32 protein-coding genes and 1 riboswitch are annotated in these 25,973 nt (G+C 36.8%); of the genes, 23 read left to right on the plus strand and 9 right to left on the minus strand.

Annotated elements, in window-relative coordinates:
- The first annotated feature begins 9 nt into the window (after positions 1–9).
- The 9 genes from KTHG_RS04395 to KTHG_RS04430 all read left to right on the plus strand — a co-directional run bounded on the left by KTHG_RS04395 (position 10) and on the right by KTHG_RS04430 (position 5,661).
- Positions 10–900: a phage tail family protein gene (locus tag KTHG_RS04395; RefSeq protein ID WP_020189718.1), complete on the plus strand. Its 891-nt coding sequence runs from the start codon at positions 10–12 to the stop codon at positions 898–900.
- Position 901: 1 nt separating this feature from the next.
- On the plus strand, positions 902–2,059 hold the full coding sequence (locus tag KTHG_RS04400) for a siphovirus ReqiPepy6 Gp37-like family protein (protein WP_020189719.1): 1,158 nt from the start codon (positions 902–904) through the stop codon (positions 2,057–2,059).
- On the plus strand, positions 2,059–2,952 hold the full coding sequence (locus KTHG_RS04405; RefSeq protein WP_020189720.1) for a hypothetical protein: 894 nt from the start codon (positions 2,059–2,061) through the stop codon (positions 2,950–2,952). Before KTHG_RS04400 ends, KTHG_RS04405 begins: the two co-directional genes overlap by 1 nt.
- Positions 2,952–3,485, plus strand: a complete 534-nt coding sequence (locus KTHG_RS04410) for a hypothetical protein (RefSeq protein ID WP_020189721.1) — start codon at positions 2,952–2,954, stop codon at positions 3,483–3,485. Before KTHG_RS04405 ends, KTHG_RS04410 begins: the two co-directional genes overlap by 1 nt.
- A gap of 19 nt (positions 3,486–3,504) precedes the next feature.
- Positions 3,505–3,714 (plus strand): hypothetical protein, encoded by a 210-nt coding sequence (locus tag KTHG_RS04415; protein WP_020189722.1) that lies wholly within the window; start codon positions 3,505–3,507, stop codon positions 3,712–3,714.
- Positions 3,715–3,743: 29 nt separating this feature from the next.
- Entirely contained in the window at positions 3,744–3,896 is a 153-nt protein-coding gene (locus tag KTHG_RS21065) for a hypothetical protein (protein WP_020189723.1), read from the plus strand.
- 112 nt (positions 3,897–4,008) lie between these two features.
- Entirely contained in the window at positions 4,009–4,380 is a 372-nt protein-coding gene (locus KTHG_RS04420; RefSeq protein WP_020189724.1) for a hypothetical protein, read from the plus strand.
- Between the two features lie 74 nt (positions 4,381–4,454).
- Positions 4,455–4,871 (plus strand): phage holin family protein, encoded by a 417-nt coding sequence (locus tag KTHG_RS04425; protein WP_020189725.1) that lies wholly within the window; start codon positions 4,455–4,457, stop codon positions 4,869–4,871.
- The gene (locus KTHG_RS04430) at positions 4,861–5,661 is read left to right on the plus strand and encodes an N-acetylmuramoyl-L-alanine amidase (RefSeq protein WP_020189726.1); all 801 of its coding nucleotides are present in this window, start codon (positions 4,861–4,863) and stop codon (positions 5,659–5,661) included. The genes KTHG_RS04425 and KTHG_RS04430 overlap by 11 nt, the downstream gene beginning before the upstream one ends.
- 248 nt (positions 5,662–5,909) lie before the next feature.
- On the opposite strand, the gene KTHG_RS04435 is transcribed toward KTHG_RS04430, so the two are convergent.
- A complete protein-coding gene (locus KTHG_RS04435) occupies positions 5,910–6,305 on the minus strand; it encodes a hypothetical protein (RefSeq protein WP_020189727.1) in 396 nt (131 codons plus the stop codon).
- Positions 6,306–6,707: 402 nt separating this feature from the next.
- Here KTHG_RS04435 and KTHG_RS04440 point away from each other — a divergent pair, with 402 nt between their 5' ends.
- The 4 genes from KTHG_RS04440 (at position 6,708) to KTHG_RS04455 (ending at position 9,404) form a co-directional block, all read left to right on the plus strand.
- Positions 6,708–7,142, plus strand: a complete 435-nt coding sequence (locus KTHG_RS04440; protein ID WP_020189728.1) for a BrxA/BrxB family bacilliredoxin — start codon at positions 6,708–6,710, stop codon at positions 7,140–7,142.
- 3 nt (positions 7,143–7,145) lie between these two features.
- Positions 7,146–7,931, plus strand: a complete 786-nt coding sequence (locus KTHG_RS04445) for a class I SAM-dependent methyltransferase (protein ID WP_020189729.1) — start codon at positions 7,146–7,148, stop codon at positions 7,929–7,931.
- Positions 7,932–8,087: 156 nt separating this feature from the next.
- Positions 8,088–8,681, plus strand: coding sequence for a YpjP family protein (locus KTHG_RS04450; protein WP_020189730.1), 594 nt, complete (start codon positions 8,088–8,090; stop codon positions 8,679–8,681).
- Positions 8,682–8,858: 177 nt separating this feature from the next.
- Positions 8,859–9,404, plus strand: a complete 546-nt coding sequence (locus tag KTHG_RS04455) for a hypothetical protein (RefSeq protein ID WP_020189731.1) — start codon at positions 8,859–8,861, stop codon at positions 9,402–9,404.
- Between the two features lie 77 nt (positions 9,405–9,481).
- Here the strand turns inward: KTHG_RS04455 and KTHG_RS04460 are convergent, their stop codons facing one another.
- The gene (locus KTHG_RS04460) at positions 9,482–10,621 is read right to left on the minus strand and encodes a hypothetical protein (RefSeq protein WP_020189732.1); all 1,140 of its coding nucleotides are present in this window, start codon (positions 10,619–10,621) and stop codon (positions 9,482–9,484) included.
- A gap of 228 nt (positions 10,622–10,849) precedes the next feature.
- On the opposite strand from KTHG_RS04460, the gene KTHG_RS04465 reads away from it, so the two are divergent.
- The 5 genes from KTHG_RS04465 (at position 10,850) to KTHG_RS04485 (ending at position 14,566) form a co-directional block, all read left to right on the plus strand.
- Positions 10,850–12,241 carry a protein adenylyltransferase SelO gene (locus tag KTHG_RS04465; RefSeq protein ID WP_020189733.1) on the plus strand — a complete coding sequence of 464 codons (1,392 nt, stop codon included), beginning with the start codon at positions 10,850–10,852 and terminating at the stop codon, positions 12,239–12,241.
- A gap of 63 nt (positions 12,242–12,304) precedes the next feature.
- Entirely contained in the window at positions 12,305–13,180 is an 876-nt protein-coding gene (locus KTHG_RS04470; RefSeq protein WP_020189734.1) for an SMP-30/gluconolactonase/LRE family protein, read from the plus strand.
- Between the two features lie 159 nt (positions 13,181–13,339).
- Positions 13,340–13,876, plus strand: a complete 537-nt coding sequence (gene amaP, locus KTHG_RS04475) for an alkaline shock response membrane anchor protein AmaP (protein ID WP_020189735.1) — start codon at positions 13,340–13,342, stop codon at positions 13,874–13,876.
- Between the two features lie 15 nt (positions 13,877–13,891).
- Positions 13,892–14,104, plus strand: coding sequence for a DUF2273 domain-containing protein (locus tag KTHG_RS04480; RefSeq protein ID WP_020189736.1), 213 nt, complete (start codon positions 13,892–13,894; stop codon positions 14,102–14,104).
- A 12-nt stretch (positions 14,105–14,116) separates the two neighbouring features.
- Complete coding sequence (locus tag KTHG_RS04485; RefSeq protein ID WP_020189737.1) at positions 14,117–14,566, plus strand: Asp23/Gls24 family envelope stress response protein; 450 nt, start codon at positions 14,117–14,119, stop codon at positions 14,564–14,566.
- A 73-nt stretch (positions 14,567–14,639) separates the two neighbouring features.
- Here the strand turns inward: KTHG_RS04485 and KTHG_RS04490 are convergent, their stop codons facing one another.
- The 3 genes from KTHG_RS04490 to trhA all read right to left on the minus strand — a co-directional run bounded on the left by KTHG_RS04490 (position 14,640) and on the right by trhA (position 16,826).
- Complete coding sequence (locus KTHG_RS04490) at positions 14,640–15,110, minus strand: dihydrofolate reductase (RefSeq protein WP_020189738.1); 471 nt, start codon at positions 15,108–15,110, stop codon at positions 14,640–14,642.
- A gap of 15 nt (positions 15,111–15,125) precedes the next feature.
- The gene (locus KTHG_RS04495) at positions 15,126–16,070 is read right to left on the minus strand and encodes a thymidylate synthase (RefSeq protein WP_020189739.1); all 945 of its coding nucleotides are present in this window, start codon (positions 16,068–16,070) and stop codon (positions 15,126–15,128) included.
- 114 nt (positions 16,071–16,184) lie between these two features.
- Positions 16,185–16,826, minus strand: coding sequence for a PAQR family membrane homeostasis protein TrhA (trhA, locus tag KTHG_RS04500; RefSeq protein ID WP_020189740.1), 642 nt, complete (start codon positions 16,824–16,826; stop codon positions 16,185–16,187).
- Between the two features lie 197 nt (positions 16,827–17,023).
- On the opposite strand from trhA, the gene KTHG_RS04505 reads away from it, so the two are divergent.
- The 5 genes from KTHG_RS04505 to msrB all read left to right on the plus strand — a co-directional run bounded on the left by KTHG_RS04505 (position 17,024) and on the right by msrB (position 20,315).
- Entirely contained in the window at positions 17,024–17,866 is an 843-nt protein-coding gene (locus KTHG_RS04505; protein WP_020189741.1) for a DegV family protein, read from the plus strand.
- 86 nt (positions 17,867–17,952) lie between these two features.
- The gene (locus tag KTHG_RS04510) at positions 17,953–18,777 is read left to right on the plus strand and encodes an SGNH/GDSL hydrolase family protein (RefSeq protein ID WP_044527217.1); all 825 of its coding nucleotides are present in this window, start codon (positions 17,953–17,955) and stop codon (positions 18,775–18,777) included.
- A complete protein-coding gene (locus KTHG_RS04515; RefSeq protein ID WP_020189743.1) occupies positions 18,764–19,357 on the plus strand; it encodes a YpmS family protein in 594 nt (197 codons plus the stop codon). Before KTHG_RS04510 ends, KTHG_RS04515 begins: the two co-directional genes overlap by 14 nt.
- A gap of 6 nt (positions 19,358–19,363) precedes the next feature.
- On the plus strand, positions 19,364–19,900 hold the full coding sequence (gene msrA / locus KTHG_RS04520; protein WP_020189744.1) for a peptide-methionine (S)-S-oxide reductase MsrA: 537 nt from the start codon (positions 19,364–19,366) through the stop codon (positions 19,898–19,900).
- Complete coding sequence (gene msrB, locus KTHG_RS04525) at positions 19,890–20,315, plus strand: peptide-methionine (R)-S-oxide reductase MsrB (protein WP_020189745.1); 426 nt, start codon at positions 19,890–19,892, stop codon at positions 20,313–20,315. The genes msrA and msrB overlap by 11 nt, the downstream gene beginning before the upstream one ends.
- A 60-nt stretch (positions 20,316–20,375) precedes the next feature.
- Here msrB and KTHG_RS04530 read toward each other — a convergent pair whose 3' ends face one another.
- The 4 genes from KTHG_RS04530 to KTHG_RS04545 all read right to left on the minus strand — a co-directional run bounded on the left by KTHG_RS04530 (position 20,376) and on the right by KTHG_RS04545 (position 25,911).
- Positions 20,376–21,557: a PLP-dependent transferase gene (locus tag KTHG_RS04530; protein ID WP_020189746.1), complete on the minus strand. Its 1,182-nt coding sequence runs from the start codon at positions 21,555–21,557 to the stop codon at positions 20,376–20,378.
- On the minus strand, positions 21,550–22,665 hold the full coding sequence (locus tag KTHG_RS04535; RefSeq protein WP_020189747.1) for a methionine biosynthesis PLP-dependent protein: 1,116 nt from the start codon (positions 22,663–22,665) through the stop codon (positions 21,550–21,552). The genes KTHG_RS04530 and KTHG_RS04535 overlap by 8 nt, the downstream gene beginning before the upstream one ends.
- A 76-nt stretch (positions 22,666–22,741) precedes the next feature.
- Positions 22,742–22,840, minus strand: a riboswitch (SAM riboswitch).
- Between the two features lie 183 nt (positions 22,841–23,023).
- Positions 23,024–24,013 carry an SH3 domain-containing protein gene (locus KTHG_RS04540; protein ID WP_020189748.1) on the minus strand — a complete coding sequence of 330 codons (990 nt, stop codon included), beginning with the start codon at positions 24,011–24,013 and terminating at the stop codon, positions 23,024–23,026.
- A gap of 119 nt (positions 24,014–24,132) precedes the next feature.
- Entirely contained in the window at positions 24,133–25,911 is a 1,779-nt protein-coding gene (locus KTHG_RS04545; RefSeq protein WP_020189749.1) for a methyl-accepting chemotaxis protein, read from the minus strand.
- Positions 25,912–25,973: the final 62 nt, after the last annotated feature.

Below are 25,973 nucleotides of genomic sequence, written 5' to 3' on the forward strand. Positions count from 1 at the left end.
AGGTATCACATGATTATTAAAGGTTTAACGATTACAAATGCTAACGGTGAATCACTAACATTCGGTGATACCTTTAAGCTCTACGAAGAAATTGACCTTTCAGGGCTGTCTGCAAACGTTAGCACATCCGAAAAATCGGGTGATGGTGCAAGCTATCAAAATACGACGTTAGAGACACGCGATTTCGAAATACCATTTTTCATCCACAGACTTATCTCGGATAAAGAATGGTACGAAGAAAAACGTCGTGATGTTTACCGCGTATGCAATCCTAAAAAGAACCCTATGCGCATCGATTTCACAACAAAGTCGAATGCTGAATACTACGTCAATGCTGAACTGGTATCATCTCCATCAATGCCGACAGATTTCGAGCATAGCAATAATGTATGGCAAAAAGTATTATTACAATTTGATGCTACTGATCCATATATCTATGCGCGTAATAAAACGAATGTAGACCTTGCTACTTGGATTCCGTTGTTTGAGTTCGCACTCGAAATTCCAGAAGGTGAAGGGATTGAAATGGGGCAACGTAGTCCATCACTTATTGCTAACGTCGTCAACGATGGCCAAGACGATACTGGTATGTTGATTAAATTCAAAGCAACTGCAGCACTTAAAAATCCATCATTAATCAATGTGAACACTTATGAAGAATTTAAGATAAACATTGATATGTTGCCAGGTGACGTTATCGAAGTGAGCACCTATCGTGGAAATAAATATGCGAAGCTCACACGTAATAACATTACAACTAGCGTATTCGGCAAAATTGATTATTTAAGCACGTTTCTACAGTTGCGTACTGGCGACAACCTTTTCCGATATGACGCAGCACAAGGATTAGACAATATGGAAATTTCGATGCAATTTAACGAAAAATTCTTGGGGGTGTAACATGGAATTTAATATTTTTCATTTTGATACGTTTGAGCGTTTAGGCATCTTGGACACATACCAAGAAGCTGAACGCTCTTTAAATTACCACGATCATAGCAAGTTAGAATTGATTGTGGACGCTACACCGCAAAATATTGAATGGTTTATCACCAATGGCGACGATATTTTTCTGACGGATGGATTAGGAAAAGTACGAGGCTATATGGTGGAAATTGCGCAGTATAAAGATGAATCTAAAACACAAATTATTGTGAGCTTATTTTCTTTAAGCTATTTGGCGTCTTTTCGCGACATCTTAAAAGAAACGGTCTACAGTGGCAATGTCGAACTTGTTATGCGTAGCTATGTAAATAGCAACATGATTAACCCAACGGATAGCAATAGGAAAATTACTAATCTCGTACTTGGTCCAATTACTGGTATTAGCGCAACAACAAACGAATCATATAACTTTCAGCAACTTGACGTAGCCTTATGGGCCATCTGTAAAAAGTACGACATTACCTACGAAATCTTTGCAGATATACCTAATAAGCGCTTTTCATTCGAAGTATGGCAAGGCGTTGACCGCACTACTAATCAGTCTGTGCGTGATGCAGTTATTTTCTCTAAAGAGTTCGATAACATACTTACTCAAAACTATGTGGACGATAAAACGGATTATAGAAATGCAGTTATTGTCGCTGGTGAAGGGGAAGATACAGCACGCAAAATGTTGACAATCGGCGGTGCTAATAAAGGTCGAAAACGTCGAGAATTATTCGTAGATGCGCGCGATTTACAAAGTACAACTAAGCAAACAATCGTAGAAATCGATGAAGAAGGAAATGAAACTGAAACAACAGTAGATGTAGAGATGAGTGATGCGGAATATAATCAATTGCTCACTGAACGCGGTAATGAAAAAGTGGCCGAATTTATCCGAACTCAATCTTTTGAGACTGACATTGATTTTAACAGCCAGTTTAAAATTTTTGTTGATTACAATAACGGCGATAAAGTGACGATTCGAAACGATGAATTAGGCGTAGCCGTTCATACTCGTATCGTTGTATTAACAGAAGTATGGGATAAAGATGGCTATGAACTAGGCATTGAGTTTGGTAGTAGTGTTCCTACACTTATTTCAAAAATTAAAAAGGCGGTGAATAATTAATGGCAACAACAAGTGGATTTTTCAACAGTATTAATGGTGATCGTCGTTACCTGGCACAAAACTTTGCATCTTATTTCGCTAGTTTTATCGGTAATGGCGTTTTCCCTAACCCCTCAAATGGATTACAAGTATATGCAGCAGAAAACATGAATGTAACGGTTAAGGCAGGCAGAGCATGGATTAACGGTTATGACTTTATTAACGACAGTGATTATAACTTAGTCATCGAACGTGCAGACGGTGTTTTAAATCGTATTGACCGTATTGTGGTAAGACTAGATTTATCATTACGACAAATCACGATTGAAAACAAAAAGGGCACGTTTGCATCGTCACCAGTAGCACCGACACTACAACGCGATGGTGTCATTCATGAACTTGGTATTGCAGATGTATACGTAGGAAAAGGTGTTACAACCATTTCACAATCTTACATTACCGATTTACGTCTCAATAGCAACTATTGCGGTATCGTTGCAGGCGTCGTCGAACAAATTGATACATCAAGCGTATTCAACCAGTACCAAGATTGGTTTAATACTTATTCGATTGTTAAAGCGCAAGAATTTGCAGATTGGCAACAAGCGACAAAAGATGATGTAGCAGATTGGATTCAAAATACGCAAACAGATTTCGAAACATGGATGTTAGAGCAAACAGATAGTTTCTTGGCGTGGCGAGCAAATGAAGAAAATGAATTTATGTCATGGTTTGATCGTATGAAGGGACAATTATCTACTGATGCAGCAGGTAACTTACAGTTGCAAATTGATGACCATTTAGAGGCGCAATTACCACATAAATGGACTGATAGTGTAACGGGCAAAACGTATAAAATTGGTTTCGGTATCGAAAACGGGAAGCCAATCTTAGCGACAGAGGAGGTAGTATAATGGCTAACATTATTAATTTAGCAACGGAGACAAAACAAGATGAGATTATTGCCAATGTAGCGAATGTGAAAGAAACTGTAAATGCTGTAAATACGAATGTGAATAACGTGAACACGAATGTAAATGAGAATAAATCAACATTGGTGACGGTAAATGCGAATACGAGTGCAACTAATATAAATTTAGGTACACCAACAAGTAGTGCGAGTAGTTCTACAGGCGCAAATGCCCACGCGAAATTAAACTATATTAATAGTATGTTGGGTACGATTAATAGTAATGCATCTGCAGCAGCTAAGCACGCAGGTATATATAAAATTAATAGCGGCTCTTCCACTCAAGTGACTGTCACAGGGAAAGGTGTGCTTAGGGCGCTCGCTATAGAGGGTGGTGCGGGTTATCTTACTCTTGACGGAGTTAAGTTTAACTTTGGTGGAAATATAAGCTTCGTTAATCTCCCTTTCAATTCATCATTAAATATAACTAGAGATACAGGTTTCGGTCCTATATTCTTTCTCTATGATTTACTCTAATAAAGGGGGCTGATAAGAAATGGTCGAGTTATTACGCAAATATGAAGAAAATGGCGAACAAATCGAAGAATACACACGTGATGGAGAAACGGTATCGCACACTGTGCGCACATTGATTATGGATGATTCAATGATTGAAGAAGTCGCGCCAGAACCTTCAATCGAAGAACAAATTTTAACCGAAACAAAATATCAAACCGTATTACTAGAAATGAATACAGGGTTGTAATAACAGCACATTGAAAGGAGGTGAAAAATATGTTATACACTATGCTAAAAAAAATCGTAAATGCCAAAACTTATAATCAAGCTGAAATCACTAAACGTGTGAATACTTTCTTTGCAGTAGGTCAGTTAGAAGATGCAGAATACCGCGAACTAATCGCTCAAATCGAAACAGTATACGCATAATCAAAGCACATCGTATAGATCGTGCTTTTTATTATGTCAAAAATAGCAGAAAGCTATGATGGTAATAATTCTCTTCCACAAGGATAATTATTGTGGAAGGGAGGTAATAGAAATGTCTAAAAAATATTACGACGCTGTGAATCAACTAGCAGATGCTATTTTAATAAATGGCGTCAATTTTGAAAATATAGGTGCGGTTATTGTTGATAGTGACGAAAAAATCAATATGACTATCGAAGCTTATGAAGAACAAATCAAAAAAGCTTTTGAAGAATTAGCAAAGTTCAAAAAAGTTGTTCCACCCGTATCTTTAAAAGAAAAGAACAATAAACTAATAGACTTGATTGAAAAATACGTTCAAAACATCGCTGAAGGTGTTGAGAATTTAAAATACCGACGTATCAATGAAGCTCATTCGAACATTGTTGCTCAACTTTTGGCTTCTAAAGAAATCGTGGCTCATTGTAAAAGCTTTCATGATTAGTTAGCTAAAGAGGACCTTCCACAATTTGTGGAGGGTTTTTTATTTATCAAAAATACGAAAAAGGAAGGTGAGATATGGAAAAACAAATTGCTCTATACACAGGTATTTTAGGCTCGTTCATCAGCTATCTTGTGGACGGTATCGGACTGGCTACAACAGTCCTACTTGGCATGATGGCACTGGATTACATCACAGGTTTGATAGCCGCAGCATACAATCGTAAATTGCATAGTCGTACTGGCTTCAATGGCTTACTACGTAAGTGTTATTACTTACTAGCTTTATCATCTGTATATCTCATGGGCTATGCAGTGCCAGAACTAAAATTTGCAGGTGATGGACTAGCTATCGCATTAATCGCAATGGAATTTATCTCAATTACCGAAAATGGTACAAAGATGAATATGCCAATGCCGGAACCAATCAAAAATATTTTGTTAATTATGAATGAAAAAATGAATGGAAAAGAGGATGATTTACATGGTAAATAAATATGTAGCATCAAGTGGTCACGCACTAAAAGTACGCGGGGCGCACGGTTTTATCGATGAAGTAAATGAAGCAAGACGCGTAGTAAATGAAGTGGATAAGATTTTAAAAACGGAATATAACGGCGATGGCTATGTATTTCATGACAATACGTCAACTAGCCAGTCGCAAAACTTACGTACGCTTACAAACTTCCACAATAGCAAAAACCGTCGTTTAGATTTAAGTGTACATTTTAATGCGTCAGCGTCATCTTCTGCTACTGGCGTGGAAGTATTGCACTATGGTGGCCATACAGGTATTGCGTCTAAATTATCTAAGGCGATGGCCAAAGCACTTGGAATTACGAATCGTGGCCAAAAAGTGCGCAAAGATTTATATGTGCTTAAAAACACAAATCGTCCAGCACTTCTATTAGAGGTATGTTTCGTGTCATCAAAAAAAGATGCAGATGCATATAAACGTAATTTTGATAAGCTATGTCATAGCATTGCAGATTTTGTTGCTGATTATCTTGGCTACACCAAAAAGAAATCTTCCACAACTGTAGCGACGGCAGGCAACACTGAAACGTTTTATAAAAAAGGTGCGCAACTTGGACTATATCGTGTAATTAAACCCTGCAGCACTTACAGCGGTGTAGACTTTACGCAAGCTGATAAGCTACAGTCGCTTAAAGTTGGTACAGCATTTACAGTGACGGACATCGTTAAATTCGGTAATAAATATCGGTTTAAGTTGAAAAATGGCGAATATGTATCTGCTAAACGTGTGTATCTCGAAAAAGTTTAATAAATATTAAAATCCTGTACTTTATATCAAAATAAGAAGTACAGGATTTTAAATTATTATTTTAATATAATAAATTTTATGGAATTAGAATGTTATACCAGTAGGAATGTCATTTTTTAGATACTTTTTACCACCAATTATAACTTCAGTTTTATAGTTATCATCAGTATTGTATCCAAAAACAACATTATATTTACTGTTTACTTTGTAAAAATAATAGTAAGTAGGTTTACTTTCAGCATCAAATTTTATTTTTTTACTTTATAAGGTTTCCCTAATTTTTTATCTACAGTACTCTTACCAATTGTATAATTATAAACTCTACTTATGGTAGCAACTCTTTTTGTTTTTGATGTGACCGAAATTACATCAGCAGCTGCACCTGATGCTACTGGTTTTTTCAAACTATACGTTAAACCATCTGAATCTGATTTTAATGCAGCAACTTTTTTCATTTTTTTTGCAGACATACCAATTGCAACTTTAGAATTTCTTAGTTGCCCATTTTTTAAAGATGTTACAAATGAATTTGAAAGTGGATAGATTTCCGATTTGGCTTTTGCCTCTATTTTAGTTTCGTTAAAAGACAGCGGAGTTAAAGTAGTAGTGAAAATAATAGTACTAGCTAATAATAGTTTTTTCATTATATTTCTCCTTCATATATTTAATTGATTTCATGGTATAAATATATCAAAAAACAAAAGGTAAATATATAACAAAGTTCCTTTATTTTTATCGAATATATGATAATAAAGAATTATTTCATATGTAAGAAAATTAGAAAAAAGAAAATATCCATCATGTTTTATTTCATTAAAACTCGATATTCAGTCAAAAAATATCACATTTTTAAGTATAAATTTCAAACGACTCCATAAAACGTTGATTTAACAACGTTTCTAATTGTAGCAATCTAACATCTATCTAACATAAATCTAACATTCGGAGTAAAAAAGGATGAAATCTCACGCAATGAACGCTACAATGAGAAAGTAGAAAGTCAATAAATACAAGGGTTACGACCCAATATGAAAGAGGCTAGAATTATGAATGCTTATGATGAATATATGCGCGGTATTGTACAACCAATGCGCGAAGAACTAGTGAATGCAGGATTTACACAATTAATGAATGCAGGCGATGTAGCAGAACATATGCAGGAATCAAAAGGGACTTCTGTCATTGTGATTAATTCAGTATGCGGCTGTGCAGCAGGTCTTGCTCGTCCAGCAGTTATTGAAGCGGTACAAACTGTAGAAAAGAAACCACAACATTTAGTGACAGTTTTTGCAGGACAAGATAAAGAAGCAACAGCACAAATGCGTTCATTCTTTGAAGAAGTACCCCCTTCATCACCATCGATTGCTTTCTGGAAAGATGGGAATCTTGCATACTTTATCCCACGCGAACAAATTGAAGGACAAATGATGGAATCTGTACGTGACCATGTAATGGACGTATTAGAGAAAATCGTTGAATAATTAGTGAAAACAGTTGTAACAACTGGCGGGCGCCCTGACGATCTTTCTCGTCAGCGCGCTCTTTTTGCATCATCTACATTGGCAATTCCATTTGTAGATCGTCGTAAGCGCTCGATGCAAAAAATAATGGAGCAAGAACAAGCGAATATTTTAGTTGCAGGGAAAATGCGCTATGAATATTATGCTTTTGGTCAAAAAGAGCCTTTTTTCTTTCATCCATCATCGGCTGCATTCCGTGCAAAACGTCTCGCGCGTGGAGAAAAAGATACGTTTTTAGAAGCGGTACAGTTAGAAAAAGGCGATACGTTATTAGATTGTACATTAGGCATGGCAACAGATAGTATGTTGGCGAGTATCCAAGTGGGGGAACAAGGCCGTATTATTGGCTGTGAAGGAAATCCGGTGATTGCATTTATGATGCAACAAGGGTTACAGGAGTATAATTATGTAGAGGAAAAGCTATTAGAATTAGCAAGCATGCGGCAAATTGAAGTCATATCTTCTATAGCTGTAGATTATTTACGTCAATTGCCATCTAACACAATGGATGTCGTATATTTAGATCCTATGTTTGAAAAAACCATTGAAGAATCAAAAAATTTCACACCTCTGCGTGAAGCGGGTATTCATATTTCATTAGATGATGAATGGATGTATGAGGCGCTACGTGTAGCCAAGAAACGCGTTGTATTAAAAGCGCATTTTCGTTCACCATTATTTGAAAAATATCATTTTAAGCAGTTGAAGAGACCTAATACAAAATTTCATTATGGTATCTTTGAAAAATAATTTATTTTTAAGTGAACAACGTTTTAAAAAATTATTTTTAGTGAATAAAAAAGTAGTAGCTCAAAATAGCTATTACTTTTTTTGTTTTATGTGAAACTTTCTAGTTAAATAAAACGTAAGATAATTAAGACTCTTTTCAAAGCAGGTGAATTAAGTATGAAAAAATGGTTTCAAAAAGCCATGGTCTCGGCTGTAGCAGTCGTTACACTGGGCTTAATTACACCATCGCACGCATTCTGGGAAAATGTATTTGATGGAAATTCGCAACACAAAACATTAATAGAACATCAAAATGAAACGACTACGACACTCGTTGCTTATGCAGATGAGCAGCCAATAGTGGAACAAATATATGAACCAATTGATTTTATGAAAGAGGCAAAAGAGCAAGCCTATACAAAATTTGGTGCAAAGGTTGGTCCTAAAATTCAACAGGATTTTGATGAATTAATTTTTCCGAAAATGCAAGAAGCAATTGATTTCACAGTCGCGCGCGTTGGTGAGCAAGAACTATCAAACTTAGCTATTACTGAAAACCCAAGTGGTAATTATTCTGAGAAAATTTTCAATATTTACAATCGTGAGACACGTGAGGATATGATTCGATTCCATGTAAGAACAGAAAATAGACCATTTGAAGGGTTTTACTACAATTTTCACTACCATACATACGAGGATAATTTTGTATCGCATTATGAGTTAGGAGAAATTTATTGGAGTAAAAATACACCGCCAAAATGGTTATCATAATAAAAAAGAGGGCGCTAATCAACTTGATTAGCGCTCTCTTTTTGGACTTGCGTTGCATTTTTTTCTATTTCTAGGTATAAAGTTCAGTTTGTCACGCTAACTTGTTAACTATTTACGAGTAGAAATGTTTTAGAAGGGGAATTGTTGTAAATAGTTACTGTAAGGGGAGGTATTTTCATGACAATAGAAGAAGCAAAAAAATTTTATATGGCTTATGGTGGCGATGAATTAGTAATGGGACGAGAAGCAGTTCTTGATTACGCAGCTTTTCAACGTCTCGCAATTAGTTCAACAATTATTGAAGAATGGCGACAACAATTGATTGAAGAACGATTTAATCATTTTTTTGATGATGACTTGCTTATTTGGAAAAACCATCGAGATATTATTCGGAAAATGTTAGAAAGTACAGCACCACAAAAAGAAAATGCGGAGCGACTTGTTGCCGTAATGGAGCAATTACCTTCTGATCTTCAAGAAGATCAACGTTTAGCATTAATTGAAAATATGGTTGGTCGAAATGTTACAAATTGGGATGCTGGTGTGCGAGCAATTTGCATAAGTAATCCAGACCTTGCACCAGCGATGGACTCAATCGTAAAAAAGCTTGCAGATTTTAAAGGTAGCTATTATAAAGTAGATGAACGAAAAGATGAGCTTATGCGTACATACAAGCGTGTATATCGGCTTCATGCAAAGAAAAAGAGGTTATGGATATTTTAATATTTATTAATACTAGAATAGTATAGAAAAACGCCTCCAAATAAGATGTTTTATTTGGAGGCGTTTTTTCGTAAACATTATGAAGAGCTACAGCCCGACCCACAGCTAGAGCCACCGTCACTACCACAACTAGAACCACATGAATGATGATTACTGTCGTGATTTGAATGGTGAATTGTATCATGGTGATTAGTATCATTATCGTAATAATCAGTAGGTGCAATATAAGAACTATCGGTTCCGCTAGCTGTTGCAGTTACTTTCATTAAGCCAAGTGATTGCAAGGCAGTTTGCACAAGCTCTTCTTCTGTTAGCAATGATGCGAGTAATACGAAAAATAACACACCATTCATATTATAACTATTACTATTTTTAGCAGTTAGAGGATTATATGAAAAAGCCGTATCAACGATTTTTTGATGATTTTTTATGTCAGAAGAAGCTTCATTCCAAGCAGGATAAATAATTTGTTGTAAACGTTCTGCTACATAACGTACTTGTTCTAATGATAATTCATCACGTAAATACTGTTGTTGTAGACGAAGTAATTCTTCAGTAGAAAATGCGCGCTGCTGTCCGAAGTCGATTAATACTTGTTTGTCAATTGTATAGCTGAAGAAACTGCCCCATGTTAGATGACTGTAATCATTAATGGCAAAAAAAGAACTGTAAATGAGGTCAAAAAAAGCGCGTTCTTTTGGATTATTTGTTGGCTCTATATTAGGTGCGTGATGAATTAATTGATGTGGCCCTAATAATGTTTCGCTAAATGTTTGGTATTGATTGGTGAACATAATTGTTGTATGCCATAGTTCGTCTACGTGTTGACTGAACATAGGCACATTTTTAAATAAAGTACTTAAAAAGAGGAAACGCTGAAATTCAGCTTCTAATAGTGAGAATTCTTGATTTTTATCATTTGATTTAAGAAGTTTCTGGCTAGGTAAACGCGCGCTATCTTCGCTTATAAATCGAGCTTTGGAGGGCTGATGAAGTTGTTGAGCGTAAGCGTGTTGGACTTGCATCATTCTTTCGATGAAAAATGTATTTTGAGCCGTAGCATGTGTAAGTAAATCGAGGTCAGATGTATAGTGTGTCGTTGTGATAATTTTTTCAAAACGCTCATTTTTCCGTTTTTGCGATGCCGTTTTTGATGAATGGACGATTATACTAAGTAGCATAATAAAAATGACAATACCAATGAAAAAATAGAACATTTCATCACCTCTTTTTATTATTTATTTAATTATATACTAACTAGAAAATATACTAACTAGAAATTTGATGCTTTATTGGATTTTTATCAATAAATATAATTTAACATTCAAATGTAGCGTGTATTCAATCAATTCAATAGATAGTGAATATCTTTGTAATGCCTTCTAAGAGGTTATATTGCTTTTTTATGCTATGGTAGGAGTAATCAGGTAGAAAGGAATGATAAGATGTCATTCAACTTTGAAACAACATATACGGCATTACCGCCGACTTTTTTTCGTGAGGTAAGTGAAAATCGAGTAAAAGAGTCACAGATTATATTATGGAATAAACGCTTAGCAGAGGAATTGGATGTAGAAGATGAATATGCGAATACAGCGCTATTTGCAGGTGCACAGCCACGTGATTATATTACTCAAGCATATGCAGGGCATCAGTTTGGTAATTTTACAATGCTTGGTGATGGGCGTGCTATGTTAATAGGGGAGCATGTTCATCAAAATAAACGTGTTGATGTGCAATTAAAAGGAAGCGGTCGTACGCCCTATTCTCGTGGCGGTGACGGCCGTGCGGGGATTGGTCCTATGGTACGAGAATATATTATTTCAGAAGCCATGAATGGATTGCGCATTCCTACAACGCGTAGTTTAGCCGTGACGACGACGGGACTACCGGTTTATCGTGAAGAAGTACAGCAAGGTGCGGTGTTAACGCGTATCGCTGCGAGCCATTTACGTGTTGGGACTTTTCAATATGCACGTCATATGGTTGATGAGCATGCTGTACGTGAGTTAGCAGATTATGCGATGGCACGTCATTATGCTTCTCTTGAAAAAGGAGACTATATTGGGTTCTTTCGTGCAGTGATGCGTCGACAAGCACAATTAATTGCGCAGTGGCAACTTGTCGGATTTGTACATGGCGTTATGAATACAGATAATATGACGATTAGTGGTGAGACAATTGATTATGGACCATGTGCATTTTTAGATGTGTTTCATGCGGATCAATTTTTCAGTTCAATTGATCAACAGGGGCGTTATCGTTACAGTCAGCAACCGGCAATTGGTGGATGGAATTTAACACGTTTTGCTGAGACGTTATTACCGTTGATTGATGACAATGAAGAGGTAGCAATTGCAGCGTTAGAAGAAGTATTAAGGACGTACCCACAAGTATTTGGAGATGCCTGGCTAGCAGGTATGCGTGACAAGTTGGGCTTGGCTACTGCTCGCATGGAGGATCGTAATTTGGCAGAACAATTATTAAGTTGGATGGAAGCGAACCAAGCGGATTTTACAGAGACATTCCGCGCTTTATCGGAAGGAAAAGCCATTACAGGATTAGCAGAGTGGCAAAAGCAATGGGAGAAACGATTAGAAATAGAAGGAACAACAGTAGAAGCGGCGCAGCAATGCATGCGACGTGTTAATCCAGCGATTATTGCACGTAATTATTATGTGGAAGCGGCCATTCAAGACGCTGAAGCTGGCAATATGGATGCCGTTGAAATGCTAGTTGAGGCATTGCAAAATCCCTATGAAGTCAAAGAAACGCATCAACATTTCCGTACACCTCCTACTATGCAAAACCCATATGTAACATATTGTGGCACATAACAATTTCTTTTACTGTATGAAATCCGCTATAATAACAAAAAATGGATGTTGGAGGGACTGTATATGATGAATGCACGACTTGTTGAACCATATAAAGGACGATTATTAGAAGGCCCTGTTTGGGATGCGTCAGAGATGTGTTTACGTTTTGTTGATATTAAAAATAATTATTTGTACCGTTATACACCTGCAACACAGGAAAGTTCGAAATTGCCATTTAAAGAGGATGTGACCTTTGTCGCGAATACGGATACATCGTCACTACTTGTTGCAACCCGAGATACGATTTGGTTTGTTGATACAAAAACAGGTGAAAAAGAAATATTTGTTCAGTTTGAGGATTTAAGTGAAACGATGCGTTTTAATGATGGTGGTATTGATCCTTATGGGCGACTATGGATTGGAACAATGAATGAAGATGAGGAGACACCTAATGCAAAATTATATGTTGTTGATAAGAGCGGCGATATAAATGTTGCGCTAACAGGCTTGACGATTTCAAATGGACTTGCTTGGAATAATACGGGGGATACGATGTATGCAATCGATACACCGACGCAAAAAATTATGGCGTATCCATTCGATGAACAAACAACAACACTTTCAAATGGTCGTGTTATTTATGATTTTAGTAATGAAATAGGGAGTCCAGACGGTATGACGATTGATGCAACCAATCAATTGTGGGTAGCTTTATGGGGCGGTTCGCGTGTCGTTTGTATTGATCCTGAAACACAACAAATTATCGATGCAATTGATGTGCCAGCTGCAAATGTTACGAGCTGTGCCTTTGAACCAGGAAGTACTCGATTGTATATTACAACAGCTTCTGAAGGGTTAAGTGAGCAACAACGTACAGAACAGCCAAATGCAGGAAGCCTATTTGTAGCAGATATAGACGTAACTTCTGCTCCAATTTATTTGTTTCAAAGAAAATAAAATCGAGTATTTTTTAGTGAAAAGCTAGTGCTGTGTATTTACACAACACTAGCTTTTTTATATTTTACGCATAGGATAGTTGATTTTTATTAAAAAATGATTATAACACGCATTAGGCGGGAAAAGTTTAATGTTGACAATTATTAGGAGGAATTGTGTATGAAGCGACTTTTAAGTTTTTTATTTGCACTTGTGTTGCTTGTTACAACAGCCATTTTACTATTTTTATATGTTGATATACCTTCTTGGATGTTGTATCAACAAGAATTACGCTCGTATAATTGGTTTCAGACCACATTATATATTTTAGTGGGAGTTGTACTTGTGGTTGCGATTGTAATGATTATTTTAGGTTTGTCACCCTCGCATAAAAAACGTAATTTGACATCAAAATACGCAGACGGGAATATGTCGTTTAATAAGCGAGCTATTGAGAAAAACATTCAACATACAGTTGGAAAATATCAAGATGTTCGTCAACCAAGCATTGCTGTTTATTTGTACGAAAAGAAAAAAGCAGCTTATATCGACATTGTATTAGACGTTTTTATCGCACAAACGAATAGTATCCAAACGCTTGTAAAAACAATGCGTCAAGATGTGAAAGATACAACTGAACATTTTTCAGAATTGCCAGTACGAGATGTAAAGGTGAATGTATTAGATCAAAAGCTATTAAATAAACGAGTTATTTAGTAAGGAGGTCGTGTCATGAATGAAGCGCACTCTTATACGCAATTTTTAAAAGAATATAAATGGCGTATTATTGGATTTATCACGATGTTACTAGTAGGCATTTTATTTTTAACACTTGGTTTCTGGAAAACATTATTAATTATTTTGTTATGTGCAATTGGTGTTGGTATAGGATACGCGAAAGACCGTACGGCACAGTTTTTAACATTTTTTGATAAATTACGTTAGGGGGACAATCGGATGACAAATTCATATAATAAGCAAGTAGAAATTAATCGTCAAGCTACAGAAAATGAACGTACATTTCACCACTCACTTACATTTGATAACAGTGTTGTTGAAAAAATTGCAGCTATTTCAGCTCGTGAAGTGCAAGGCATTTTAGATATGAAAGGTGGCTTTGCTGCTGGCTTAACAAACCGACTAGGCGCAAAAGGTGGTCTTACGAATGGTGTTAGTGTGGAAGTAGGAGAAAAGCAAGTAGCCGTTGATTTGAAGGTTATTTTAGAATATGGTCAAAGTGCACCTGTTATTTTCAAACAAGCAGCAGAGAGTGTGAAATCACAAATTTATCATATGACGGGACTAGAAGTTGTAGAAGTTAATATGCATGTGGATGATGTGATGACACAAAAAGAATATATGCAGTCTAAATCTTCAGCGAATGAATCTAATAGTGAGCTACAATAACGATTAACTAAAAAAAAGACCTGTTCAAAGATTATATCTTGAACAGGTCTTTTTTAGTGTCAGCTAACAAAGTTTATTTTTCAAATACTTTATATTCAAAAGTATAGCCATCTGCTTGTTGAGGTTCAGAAGTAGAAACTTCATTCCAACCTGGATAAGCAGGGAAGTACGTATCACCTGGGAACTGATGGTGGATTTCTGTAATATAGAGGCGATCTGCAAGTGGTAAGGCATCAGCAAAAATTTTACCGCCACCAATGACCATTACTTCCTCATGCTGCGTTGCTGCAAGTTCTAATGCTTGTTGTAAGCTACTAACGGTCGTAATACCATCTGCAGTATAGTGCTCATTTCTAGTAATAACAATATTAAGACGACCAGGAAGTGCACGACCGATTGATTCAAATGTTTTACGGCCCATGATAATTGGTTTTCCCATAGTTGTGCGTTTGAAATAAGCTAAATCACCAGGTAAATGCCAAGGCATGTCGTTTTTGTATCCGATGACGCGATTTTCATCGTGTGCAACAATTAATGAAATCATTTTTAGGGCTCCTTTTTAAACAGAAATAGGTGCTTTTATTCGTGGATAAGGATCATAGCCATCGATGACTAAATCACTCATCTCATAATCAAAAATCGATTGTTTATCTGTAATGATTCGTAGCTGTGGTAATGTACGAGGTTCACGAATTAACTGTTCATTTACTTGATTTAAATGGTTTTTATATAAGTGAGCATCGCCCAGTGTGTGTACAAAATCGCCTACTTCAAGGCCACATTCTTTCGCGATTAAATGAGTTAATAGGGCATAGCTTGCGATATTAAATGGGACACCTAAAAACACATCTGCTGAGCGCTGATAGAGCTGACAAGATAACTTGCCGTCCGCTACATAAAATTGGAATAGCGTGTGACAAGGTGGTAGAGCCATATCTTCCACTTCTGCAGGATTCCAAGCACTAACAATATGGCGGCGTGAATTTGGATTATGTTTAATCGATTCGATGACATTATGCAATTGGTCAATTGTTCCACCCGTTGCATCAGGCCATGAGCGCCATTGTTTTCCGTAAACGGGACCTAAATCTCCATAGGCTTTTGCGAAGGCATCATCGTTTAAGATACGTTGTTGGAACAAAGCCATTTGTTCATCATAAGCTGCTTTAAATTCGTTATCTGTTAAAGAACGATGGCCAAAATCTGTCATATCAGGACCCGTATATTCGGTAGAAGTGACCCACTTTTCAAAAGCCCATTCATCCCAAATATGATTGTTTTGCGCGATTAAGGTACGGACATTTGTATCGCCTTTTAAAAACCATAAAAGCTCGGTTGCGATCAGACGAAATGCTGTTTTTTTAGTTGTTAATAGAGGAAAGCCCTCCTGTAAGTTAAAGCGCATTTGATAACCGAAAACACTGTATGTACCTGTGCCTGTTCGGTCACCTTTATCATGACCTTCCGCTAAAATATGACGGCAAAGATCTAAATATTGTTTCATCTCAACATCCCTCCTGAAATTCTGTGTTTAATGATAACGGAAATAGAAGGCACTAGCTACTAAAATTGTCTTAAATAGAAAAACCGAGCTTGAAATTTCAAGCTCGGTTAATGATTAGACATAAAATAAAACCGTCACAAGCATAAAGGCACTGCCTGCTAATACGAATACATGCCAGATCGCATGATTATAAGGGATTTTATGATTGGCGAAGAAGAAAGCACCGATGGTATACATTAAACCACCTGCTAATAAGTATGAAAATCCGGTCATTGTAATATGTGTAACAACGGTTTTAAAGGCGATAATGATAAGCCAGCCCATTCCTAAGTAACAAATAAGTGATACGGCTTTAAAACGTTCGATAAAGAAAAATTTAAAGACGATACCACATAGTGCAAGGCCCCATTCAATACCGAAAATTGTCCAGCCTAGTCCACCGCCAATCGCAATTAATGCGAACGGTGTGTACGTGCCAGCGATTAGAATGTAAATAGAGCAGTGGTCGATGATGCGGAATTGACGTCTTTTCGATAATGGTGATGCATGATAAACGGTTGAAGCTAAAAAGAGGATCATTGTTGAAATACCAAAAATAGTGAAGCTTGTGACATATAATGCAGAACCGGTAGAAGCGGAGCGCATAATTAAGAAGATAAGCGCAGGTATTGCAAGAATGAATCCTAAACCGTGGGTGATGACATTCCATGTTTCCTCATTGTTCTTGCGGTTATCTAACGTCGTAATTGTTTCCATTAAATGACACTCCTATCTATAAAAGTTAAATTTACTTTTGTTTTTTCTTTATAAATCTATTATGACGCTAATTTTGTTATCCAAATATTGACGTTTGTCACATGTATCACATGACAAAAACGAGTAAAATACGATATAACAGAAAGAAGACGAGCAGAAATGCTTCACAAGCAGTAGAAATGGATGTGTCAATAATTATGAAACGTGTACATGTCGTAACGGATTCCACAAGTGGAATCACACAACAAGACATTGCAAAATACGATATTCATGTCGTACCTTTAACAGTTTTTATCGATGGAGAATCATTTCAAGACGGTGAAAACTTAACACCTACACAATTTTTAGATAAAATGTCGCAATCAAAAGCATTGCCAAAAAGCTCACAGCCGCCAATGGGTGTGTTTGAAGAATTATTTAATGAACTAGGAAAAGATGGAGATGATGTTCTGGTATTAACGCTTACACATACATTAAGCGGTACCGTACGTTCAGCTGAATCAGCTAGTGAATCGTCTATCGCTAATGTGAAAGTAATCGATTCGCAATTTACATCCTGGGGTTTAGGTTTCCAAGTGTTAGAAGCTGCTAAAATGGCTCAACAAGGTAAATCATTAGATGAAATTGTTGCTCGTGTTGAAACGGTTCGTGACAATACGAAACTCTACCTTGTCGTTGATACGCTCGAAAATTTAATTAAAGGTGGCCGTATCGGTAAGGGAATGGGTATGGTTGGTGCGTTGCTAAACATTAAGCCGGTTGCAATAGTAGAAGATGGTGCATTAAAAAACTTCGCAAAAGTGCGCAGCCATAAACAAGTATTAAAGTTGTTGAAAAAGCAATTTTTAGAAGATACAGCGGGTAAAACAATTAAAGGAATTGGTTTAGAACACGCAGATAGTCCAGCGTTAACAGAGCCATTATTAGAGTTCTTTAAAAATGAAATTGGGTTTGAGGATGTTCGATTTAATGTGACGTCTCCAATCATTAGTACGCATACAGGTGTCGGTGCGATTGGTTTAAGCTATTATGCAGAATAATCACATCACATTAGTTTAAAAACACTGCAATTAGTAGTAACATTAAAGTTGTCCATAGGGGCAACTTTTTTTAGTGGGAGATGGGTATGAGAAAGGTTTGGGCAGTATGTGTGATGGTGCTATCAATTAGCGTGCTTAGTGCATGTGATATTACATCACAATTAGAAGACAGTGGCTGGGTGCCGTTTAGCGATAAAAAGAATATCAAAGATAAGCCAATTCATTATGTGTCCTTAGGAGATTCCTTGACTGAGGGTGTTGGCGATGAGAAAAATCAAGGTGGGTATGTAGGACGTCTTGCAAAAGAAATGCAAACATGGGATGGAGTAAAAAGTGTTACTGTAACGAATGCTGCAAAGAAAGGGCGTCGTAGCGATCAATTATTAGCGCAACTTGAGAGTGGCGAATTAGATGATACATTAAAGAATGCTGATATTATTACATTTACAATTGGCGGCAATGATATTATGAAAATTGTAAAATCTCATATGAGCAGTCTTGATAAAGGAGACTTTGACCGTGAGTTACCTTCGTACGAAAAGCGCTATGAGAAAATATTCCAAGCAATTCGTGAACAAAATAAGAAAGTGCCCATTATTGCAATAGGTGTGTATAATCCATTTACGGTTTACACAAATGATGTAGGGCAAACAGATATCATTATGAAGGAATATAACGATGTCATGCGTACGATTATCGAACAGGAAAATCATTATGCGATTTTTGTACCAATTAATGATTTATTTGTCTCGGATGATGATAGTGTTTATCATAATGATTACTTCCATCCGAATGCAAAAGGATATCGTTTAATGGAACATCGTATTTTAACGACACTCGAACAGGAAGATTTATATAGTTTATCAAGTGGAAACTTGGACATGGGGGGAAATAGCGATGATAAAAAATAAATGGAAATTGGCTTTCTTTACACTACTAGCACTTATTATCATTGCGCTTGTTGTATTATTTGTCATGGTGACATCTTCAAGTGAAGACCAAGCTATTCCAACGAATTTAAACCAAATTAATGGTAGTGAAGTGACAGTCAAAGCGACAGCAGATGATTTTGAAACCTTAGCGAATCATTTTATTAGTGATGCAACGGCAGATACACAAATGCCGATGAAAATGTTTGTAGACAAAGATATTACATTGACGAGCAAGGTGAGTGTTCTTGGGGCAACCTTACCAGTGACAATGGATTTTGACCCGTCAATTGATGACAAAGGTAATTTAATTTTAAAGCAGACAAGTATTGCTATCGGACGTCTAGATATTCCTACACAGACGGCATTGAAACTAGTAAAAGACTCAGGGAAACTACCGGATTTTATTACGATTCAACCGAGCGAGAATCAAGCATATATTAATTTGAATGCTATTGAAGTGCCTGTTTCAAAAGGGACGGATGCCTATGTTCGTGCCACAAAATTTGATTTAAATAATGATGAGATTGAATTGAAAGTAATTATTCCATCGAAGGAGTAGAGAGCGATGACAAAACAAGTTGCAACATTTGCTGGTGGTTGTTTTTGGTGTATGGTGAAGCCATTTGATGAACAACCAGGAATTGAAGCTGTTATTTCAGGGTATACAGGTGGCACAGTTGAAAATCCAACGTATGAACAAGTTTGTTCGGAGACAACAGGGCATTATGAAGCAGTTCAAATAATTTTTGATGATGCTATTTATCCATATGAAAAATTAGTAGAACTTTATTGGAAGCTAATAGACCCAACGGATGCAGGAGGACAGTTTTATGACCGCGGCGGCAGTTATCAAACGGCTATTTTTTACCACGATGATAAACAAAAAGAAATTGCAGAAGCCTCAAGAGATGCATTACAAGCTTCTGGAAAATTTCAGCAGCCAATTGTTGTAAAGATTTTACCTGCAAAGCCTTTTTATGTGGCAGAAGCGTATCATCAACAGTATTATAAAAAAAATCCGATGCATTACGAGCGTTATTCACATGGCTCAGGACGCGTCGCATTTCAACAACAACATTGGGGGAATATTTATGAAAAATAAAGAACAACGTTTAAAAGAGTTAACAGATATGCAATATCATGTAACACAAGAAGAAGGTACAGAGCCACCGTACAGCAATGAATTTGATGAGCATTTTGAGGAAGGTTTGTATGTTGATATTGTATCAGGAGAACCTTTATTTACATCAAAAGAGAAATTCAACTCGGGTTGTGGTTGGCCGGCATTTACAAAACCAATCGATGCATTAACTGAAAATACAGATACACGCTTTGGTATGCTGCGCACGGAAGTACGTAGTAAAGAAGCCGATTCACATTTAGGACATGTGTTTCCGGATGGTCCTGTAGAATCAGGCGGCTTACGTTATTGTATTAATTCAGCAGCACTACGTTTTGTGCCGAAAGCAGAATTAGAACAACAAGGATATGGCGAATATTTGTCTCATTTTGAATAACTATTGTCTCCATAAAAAAACAGGAATCGCTTTGGCGGTTCCTGTTTTTTGTATGAATTTTTATTTTACGGCTGTTGCTTCTACTGCTTTTGCAAATGCTTGTTCAAAGTCTTGGATTAAATCATCCACATTTTCTAAGCCGACAGAGAGGCGTAATAAGCCTTCTGTAATACCACGCTTATCGCGCTCTTCTTTTGGTATTGCTGCATGACTCATTGTGACAGGATAAGAAAGAATGGATTCTACGCCACCTAAACTTACGGCGAAAATAGGGATTTGTACATTTTCAACAAATACTTTTGTAAATTCTTTTGAGGGTAATTCAAAAGAAAGAACTGCACCTGCACTTGTGGCTTGCTTGAAGTGTGTAGTATGCCCTGGATGTGACGTAAGACCAGGGTAGTGAACCGCTGTAACATAGTCACTTTTCTCAAGGAAATGCGCGATTTTCTCAGCAGAGGCGCTTTCTAGCGTTAGGCGAGCATTCAATGTCTTGATGCCTTGAATAAGTGAAAAGGAATCCTGTGCACCTAAAATGGCACCCATTGAATTTTGCATGAAATAAATATCATTGCCGATTTCTTCATCTTTTGTCACAGCAAGACCTGCGATGATATCACTATGTCCACCAAGGAATTTTGTGGCGCTATGAAGAATAACATCTGCACCTAAATCAAGCGGCTTTTGATAAAGTGGCGTCATAAATGTATTATCAACAAATGTTTTTAACTGATGTTTTTTAGCAAGGGCGATAACCCCTGATAAATCTGTAATGCCTAATAAAGGATTAGCAGGTGTTTCTGCGTATAATACTTTTGTGTTGTCTTGAATGGCTGCTTCCACTTCATTTAAGTTAGAGAAGTCTGCAAATGTATGTGTAATATTGTATTTTGGTAATACTTTCGTGACGAAGCGATATGTACCACCATATACCTCTGAAGTAATAACAATATGATCGCCTGCATTTAGTGTTAACAGGGCAGAAGCGATTGCGGCGATGCCTGATGAAAACGCGAAGCCACGTGTACCATGTTCTAATTCAGCAATTGTATTTTCAAGTGCTTGACGAGTAGGGTTGCCTGAACGGCTATAGTCAAATGGCCCAAAGCTATCAAAATGCTCTTGGTCGAATGTAGAGGATAAGTAGATTGGTACGTTGACTGCACCTGTTTTAGCCTCATAGTCGCCACGTGTAGAAGCGGTAATTAATGTTGTTTCAAAGTTTTCATTATGATTAGTCATGTGTTGTCACTCCTTCTAATGTTGCGAAAACGCGTTGTAGGTCTGCTGTTAAATCGTCGACATCTTCTAAGCCAACAGAGAAGCGTAAGAGTGAAGCATCTACACCTCGCGCATTACGCTCTTCTTCAGGGATATCTGCGTGTGTTTGTGTTGTTGGGTAGGTGATAAAACTTTCAACGCCACCAAGGCTCTCAGCGAACGCAATGAGGTCAATTCCTTCTAAAAATGTTGGTACCCACTCAGCTTTTTGTAGGCGGAATGAAATCATGCCACCAAGACCAGCATAAAGGACATCTTTCACTTCTGGCTGTGCAGTTAAAAATTCTACGAGTGCAGTGGCATTTTTCGTATGCTGTTTCATACGTAAATGAAGTGTTTTTAAACCGCGAATTAATAACCAACAGTCAAAGGCACCAAGTGTTGCGCCACTTGCATTATGTAGTAAAAATAGTTGTTCACTTAATTCTTCACCTTTTGCAACAACAAGGCCCGCTAGAACATCATTGTGTCCGCCAATATACTTCGTGGCACTATGTAAAACGATGTCAGCACCAAGCTCGATAGGACGTTGATAGTAGGGTGTTAAAAATGTATTATCGACAATCAACAATAGATTATGTTCATGTGCAAGCACTGCATAATCTTCAATTGAAATTTCTTGCATTAATGGGTTTGTAGGTGTTTCAATAAAAATTGCTTTTGTTTTATCATTGATTAGTGCTGCGACTTCATTGATATCTTTGAATGGATTAAAATGCGCTTTTATATCGTATTGTTGTTCATATTGCTTAGCTAAACGATATGTACCTCCATATAAGTCATCGGGATAGATTATTTCATCTCCCGCTTTAAATAAAGAGAAGACAAGTCCTACAGCAGCCATACCGCTACTACAGGCAAATCCAGCTGTCCCACCTTCTAAATCAGCAATGCCACTTTCTAAAACATCGCGTGTAGGGTTTTTCGTACGTGTATAGTCATAACCTGTTGATTGACCAAGGCCTGGGTGACGATAGGCCGTTGATAAATAAATGGGTGTATTAATTGCACCGGTGCGTTCATCTGAATTATTACCAAGCTGTGCTAATTTTGTTTCGATTGTTGTCATATGTCATCATCCTTTATGAATAAAATAAAAACACCCCGATCTACACAGTAGAAAGGGGCACTTGAAAATACGTCCTTTCTTATCTGTAAGACTATGTCTTCGCGGATGTAGCACCTTCCAATGGGGGTTGCTGAGATGTCAATGGGCCACGTCCCTCAATCTCTCTCGATAAGAAAATCTATTAAGTTAATAAGATATAATCAATTAATGGAATTCTAACACTAATTGACAATTGTGACAATATAAAATCTGAAAAATTACAAAAATCAGAAAAAGAAAACGATTATATGATTATTAGTTTAAAAATTACATAAAAAAAGAACCGCAAAAGCGATTCTTTTAAATAGCGTAGCGCAGATTACTTAACGCTTTTTAATTGGAATACTGTTTTTGTGCCTTTTGTGATTTTCACAACGCCTGTTGTTGGCGCAATATAATACGTTTCATTGCCAACTTTAACTGTAATTGTGTTAGTGAATTTACCAGCTTTTGTTGTCACTGTTTTGTTCACGCCTGTTACTTTATAAGTCGTGGAGCCGTTCTTATACGTGTCACCAACTGCGAAAGGATAGTTTAATAATTTCACTGCTTTTTCGCCAGCTTTTTTATAGTAAAGACCTTTATTAGCTACTTCTTTTAAATAAACTGTTGATGTTTTGTTTGTTTTGCTATCGTGCATTGTCCATACCGTATAGCCTGAAGATGTTTTTTTACCTTTGCTAGAAAGGGTTACATTAGAGCCATTATGAGCGTATTTATACGTTTTAGCTGTTTGTAAGTTGTAGCCTTTTTTCGTTGTGTTTGCAGGTGTTGATGGCTTTGTTGTCGTAGCAGGTTTTTTTGCACCAATATAATCTTTATACACATAAGCTGTGCTGTTATTATATTTGATTTTTACCCAACCATCTTTTGTTGTACCATAAGCAGTTACTTTTGTTCCAGGTGTTAATTTACCAAGAATTTTCGATGATACATTGCCTTTTTGGCGAACGTTTGCACCAGGTTGTTGAATATATTTCGTTGATGATTTTGTTGTCGTAGCTGGTGTTTTATCATCTGTAGTTGTTGATACTTTAACGTAGTCTTTATAAATATATGCTTTTTTAGCATTAAATTTGATTTGAACCCAACCATTTTTGTCAGTTGAATAAACGATTACTTTGTCACCTTTTTTAAGTGCGCCAAGTGAATCGCTTTTTAAATCAGCAGCTTCACGAACAGTGACAGGATTTAAAACTGTACCCGTCATTGTTGTTGCAGTAGTCGTTGCAGCAAAAGATGGTGTTGCAACTGTTAATGTAGAAGCAGTTAGTACTCCTAAAGATAATACGTATTTTGTTAATTTCATGTTAAATCATCTCCTGTTAGGCAATAATACCACTAAAATATGCGAAAGTGTATACTTTCCTGTCATTAGTGGAGCAATCTTGTAACAGGACGAGATTCGAAAGAGAAGGTTTCAAAAAACTAAGAAATTTTAAATGCTGCAATCATTTTTTGAAGTGCACTAGATTGCGTAGATAAATTTTCAACAGCATCATAAATTGCATCTACAGAGCGGGCACCTTCTTCAGCAGATTGTGCATTCTCCTCAGCTTGCATCTCATTTTCCTCAGCGATTATATTTACCTCAATAAACGATTGGGTTACATGTTCACTATGATTTTCAAACGTTTCAATTTTTTGAGCCATATCATCAATAATCATAAGTGTTTCATTTGTTTGTGCCACGATAATATCAAGAGAGGACGTCGTTGTATTTGTTAAATTAACACCTTGAATGACTTTCGTAACACCGGTTTCATTTTGTTCAATAATGGTATGGATCTCGCGCTGAATAGCATGAATAATGGATGCCACTTCGTTTGCCGCTTGCTGTGAAGATTCAGCGAGATTTCGCACTTCATCTGCTACTACTGAAAAGCCTTTGCCAGCTTCGCCTGCACGTGCTGCTTCAATTGAAGCATTAAGCGCTAATAAATTCGTTTGATCTGCGATTTCTGTAATTGCTTGAATAATCGATGTGATTTGTGAAGAACGGTCCCCAAGCTTTTGAACGGTGCCAGTTATATTCGCGATTGTTTCTTCAATTTCCATCATCATATTTGCCGCATTTTGTACAGAAGCGTAGCCTTCATTGGCGGCTTGAATCATCGCATCTGCAGAAATCTTCATATCATTCGTATCATTCGATAAATGTGTTGCGGCGCTATGGAGCATTTCCATTTTTTGCGCAGCAGCATTCATATTTATAATGGTATTTTCACTACTTTCTGAAATGACGTTTGAAGATTGTGCGATAGATTGAATAATGTCAGCGCTTTGAGCAGCGGATGTTTTTAATTGTGCACCATTTGCTGCGACATCATGTGCCAGTGTATCAATATTTCCAACAAGGTCTGCGATGGACTCAATTAATGAATTAGTGCTCTGACCAATCTGCGCAAATTCATCTCGTGTAGAAATGTGGATACGCTGTGTCAAATCACCACCATTATTTGCCATGTCATCAATTGCTGCTTGAATACGAGCGGTATTTCTCTTAATCGAACGGAATAATAAAAAGCCAGTAATTGATAAGACAATGATTGCGAGTAGCGTTAAGATAAAGAAAATTAATTCTGACAACGTTGTGGAGTTTTCGAGTGTGACTAATTTTTTTGAGCTTTTTTCATTTAATGCATTTTTCATATAATTAATTTGTGTATTAACATTTGTCATCGCCTTTTGTCCAGCACCACGCGATACATATTCCTTAGCAGCTGAAAGGCCTTCTGTTTCACGTATAGACATTGCGCTGTTTGCAGTGTTCGTATATGTTGTGTAATATGCTAAAATCGTTTCGAGATGTTTTAATTCATTGTTAGAACGGCTAAACTTTTCCTGTAGCTTTTCGACTTGTGTTGTAAACGAGGCGGCTTGCTCATCGTATAATGCACGTTCATTAGTATTGCCAGTAATGATATATGTTTTTTCGAGTGCAGTAATTGCCGCTAATTTGCCAGACAGGCTATTAACCTCGAGCTGTGTTTTTAATGTGTCGCCATTAAATAGTTTTAATTCATCCTTAAGTTTTTCTAAATTATTGTAACTCAATACAAGCATCGCAACGAGTAATAAAGATAAAGCTGCGAATGTCATCACAATTCTCCAGCGAAGAAGAAATAAAGGCCACATTTTTTTAAAAGTAGTATTAAATAGTTCTTTTTTAACTGATGATTTATTTTCTTTTGTGTCTATTATCATAATCGTACCCCCTTGTTAGCTAGGTACAATTATATAGCACTGTCGAATTAGTGTAAAATCTG

Source organism: Kurthia sp. Dielmo (assembly GCF_000307285.2).
In the GTDB taxonomy this organism is placed as follows: Bacteria; Bacillota; Bacilli; order Bacillales_A; family Planococcaceae; genus Kurthia; species Kurthia populi.